This is a genomic window from Rhodococcus sp. FG69, from assembly GCF_057808915.1.
Genome location: NZ_JBMDIX010000087.1, coordinates 1 through 3,216, shown reverse-complemented (window position 1 = coordinate 3,216; position 3,216 = coordinate 1). Strand labels below are relative to the sequence as shown.

Genomic DNA, 3,216 nt, shown 5'->3' with positions numbered 1-3,216 from the left:
TGTCAGTTTCAGAAGACGGCTGCACGATGTCAGAAGTGCACTGCAGTGCAACTCCGAGTTCTCGAGCACACGTCCGGCCTTATCCAGTGAGCGCTGCGATCCCTGACTGGATAGCGCATTGATGGTGAAATTTCCCATCAAGTTTTACTGGCCGTCGGTGAGCTGCGGGTCTAGCGCCGCGGCCGGCCATGGACGGCTGTTGTCGCGCGAAGTGCTCGATCGGACACTTGCGGCATGGGCGGCGAGAAAGTTGTCGACGATTTGGATGCAGTCGTCGGCGTGGATGTGGCGCAGTCCTGTGAGGCGAGCGAACACTATCGGTCCGAGGAGCTGAATGAGGGCGAAGGTGGTGTCGATCTCGCCGAGCACAGCGCGAGCGTCAGGCGCCGTCAGGATCTGATCCAGGGACCTGCGGTATTGCTCTATGACACGGGCCCGAAGCGAGACCACCGCGCCAGGATCGAGATCGCGCCGGCTGGCGTCGCCGCTGTTGACGGGCCCCATTGCCAGCCAGGCCAGCGTGGTCATCTGCACCGGAGCTTGGTCGATGAGGTCGGCTTGGGTGGTGAGCAACGAAATCAGACGTTCACGTAGCGGACCGGTATCGATATCGGTGTCGACTGGGGGTAATAGTCGCTCGAAGGTTGCAGCGAGCAGGTCAGTGGTACTTCCGAAATGTCGGTACAGAGTGGCACGTGCAACCTTCGACATGCGGGTGACCGCCTCCACGGTGACCGCCTCCACACCGCCGGTGGACAGCAGCTGACCGGCCGCTTCGAGTAACCGGTTACGTGAGCGCGCCAGCCGGGGGTCGGCCGAGCCCTCGGTTGCAACGAGAGGGTCGACCATGAACGGGCTCCGCTCCATTTGACTGACAAGACATGTCCTCGATTGATCATTCTGTCACACCCGCAGAGTTGTGATACTAATAGTCTCGAACCGAGACGATCAGTCTCGAACTGGGAGGCTGGCCGTTGAACGAACGTAGATCCGACTCTGCCAGCGTCGCTCGATGGAGCGGTGCCCAGTGGTGGATGTTGATTGTGTCGTGCATGGCAGTCGCGTTGGTGGTGGCCGCAATGGCAGCATTGTATTCAGCGTTGCCCCAGATCGCGGTCGCGACAGGGGCGACGCAAGCCCAACTGACCTGGATAGTCGACGGTTATACGTTGGTTTTGGCGTGCTTCGTTCTGCCTGCCGGTGCGATCGGTGACCGGTACGGTCGCCGGGGGGTGCTCGTGGCGGGGTTGGCGTTGTTCGCTTTCGCGTCGGCATTGCCCTTGTTTCTCGCCGACCCGGCGTGGCTGATCGCTGCTCGCGCGTTGGCTGGGGCGGGTGCGGCGCTGGTCATGCCCTCGACGCTGTCGATACTGACCGCGGGATTTCCACCGGCGCATCGCGGCCGCGCTGTAGGTGTGTGGGCCGGGGTTGCTGGATCCGGGGCGGTCCTGGGCATCCTCGGGGCTGGTGTGCTGCTCGAGCAGTGGTCGTGGACCTCGGTGTTCGTCGGGTTGACCGTCGCCGGAGCGGTTCTGGCCGGGTTGGCATGCAGTATCGCGGAGTCCCGCCAGCAGGAGCATCCACCGGTCGATTGGGTGGGCGCGGTGACCGTAGTTGTCGCGGTCGGGGCGATCGTCTTCGCTGTGATCGAGGTTCCGGCCCGTGGCTGGTCGGATTCGCTCGTCGCCATCAGCACTGCGGTGGGCTTGTTTGCGGTTGCGGTGTTCGTCGTCGTAGAACTACGTTCCTCGGCACCCCTACTCGATGTCCGGTTGTTCGCCCGCCGTGGTTTCGGTGCCGGCGCGCTGTCTGTCTGTATCCAATTTCTGGTGACCTTCGGGGTGTTCTTGCTGTTGGTGCAGTATCTGCAGTTGATTCTCGGTTATGGACCGCTCACCGCCGCGTTGGCGTTGACCCCTATGGTCGTGCCGCTCATCGTGATCTCGGTGATTGCACCCTGGCTGTCGAACATTGTTGGGCTGCGGGTGATGACCACTGTAGGTCTGCTCACCATCGCGGCGGGACTGGTGATGGTGAGCAGACTGACCGTCGCGGCGACTTACCCTGACCTGCTGTGGCCCTTGCTCATCATGAGTGCGGGTTTGGGGTTGTGTACCGCCCCTGCGACTTTCGCCATCGTCTCGGACACTCCTGAGGCCAAGCACGGGGTGGCTGCCGCGGTCAACGACGCAGCTCGCGAAATCGGTGCCGCGATTGGGATTGCGGTAGCCGGTAGCGTGCTCGCGGCCGGTTACGTTCAGCACATTCAGCCGGCTCTGCCCCAGCTACCCGAGCCTGCCCGTGGTCCGGTGGCCGATTCTCTGGCCGCCGCGTTACAGGTCGCCGACCGCGCAGGACCAGCTGGTCAGCCGCTGGCCGAGTTCGCCAGAGCCGCATTCGTACACGGAAGTGGTCAGGCGACACTGTCGTTGGCGGCGCTGACCGCCGCTGGGGCACTCGTCCTCGCCGTCTTTGCGCCAGGTAGACGCAGCCGTACGACAGCCACCGCGGGTGATGGACGTCGGTGAAGGTCGGCCAGGGTGTCTATTCTTCGGTGTGATTCGTGTCCGTGGCCCGGAGTTGGGCTCGGGCTTGGGACTGCATGAAGTGTTCGACCTCGACCACCACGAACAGGGCAGTAGCGGTGGCTACCGAGCGGCCCTGCGCATCGTCCATCGTGGCCGTGAGATCCAGTTTGCGCCCATCACGAGACCGAACGGCAGCACGCAATACGTATGGAGTGCCGAGCAGAACCGGCGCCAGGTAGTCGAGCTCGAGACGCCGCGTCACGGCGAGCTCACCCACTGTGTAGAGCAGGAAGCCGAACAGATCGTCGAGAACGGTCGCCACCGCGCCTCCGTGTGCTATCCCGGGTGCCCCGACATGACGTTGATCGAACACATGGTGAGCCACCACGCCGTTCTCGTCACGCTGGACCGACAGGGCGTGGCCGTGCGGGTTCTGCGGCCCACAACCAAGACAGTCGGGGTGGTGGGGCGGTAGATCAGGCGAGTCGAAACTCGTGCTCCAGAACGAGCGCGCCCAGTTCTCGACAGCCGGGCCGGCCGACCCGCTGACCTCGTCCGGAACTCTTTTCATGGTCGGACCTCTCTGTCGTGAAAAAAAATTGTGCCGAGTCTGTCGCGTCATCGTGCGCTCGGCCTGCACCGCTGTTAGTTTCGATAGATAAACTGCACTATGTCAGAAGTGAACCGC

The 3,216-nt window shown here is 63.1% G+C and carries 3 protein-coding genes; 1 reads left to right on the top strand and 2 read right to left on the bottom strand.

Features of this window, described 5'->3' with window-relative positions; translation table 11 throughout:
* Positions 1 to 144: 144 nt before the first annotated feature.
* Entirely contained in the window at positions 145 to 849 is a 705-nt protein-coding gene (locus ACODSO_RS29020) for a TetR/AcrR family transcriptional regulator (protein ID WP_032364248.1), read from the bottom strand.
* A gap of 203 nt (positions 850 to 1,052) precedes the next feature.
* Here ACODSO_RS29020 and ACODSO_RS29015 point away from each other — a divergent pair, with 203 nt between their 5' ends.
* Positions 1,053 to 2,528, top strand: coding sequence for an MFS transporter (locus ACODSO_RS29015; protein ID WP_371128951.1), 1,476 nt, complete (start codon positions 1,053 to 1,055; stop codon positions 2,526 to 2,528).
* A 16-nt stretch (positions 2,529 to 2,544) separates the two neighbouring features.
* On the opposite strand, the gene ACODSO_RS29010 is transcribed toward ACODSO_RS29015, so the two are convergent.
* Complete coding sequence (locus tag ACODSO_RS29010; RefSeq protein WP_032364186.1) at positions 2,545 to 3,099, bottom strand: PaaI family thioesterase; 555 nt, start codon at positions 3,097 to 3,099, stop codon at positions 2,545 to 2,547.
* Positions 3,100 to 3,216: the final 117 nt, after the last annotated feature.

Coding starts and splice junctions, on each gene's coding strand:
- ACODSO_RS29020 (WP_032364248.1), bottom strand. CDS start 849: ATGGTCGACCCTCTCGTTGCAACCGAGGGCTCGGCCGACCCCCGGCTG.
- ACODSO_RS29015 (WP_371128951.1), top strand. CDS start 1,053: ATGGCAGTCGCGTTGGTGGTGGCCGCAATGGCAGCATTGTATTCAGCG.
- ACODSO_RS29010 (WP_032364186.1), bottom strand. CDS start 3,099: ATGAAAAGAGTTCCGGACGAGGTCAGCGGGTCGGCCGGCCCGGCTGTC.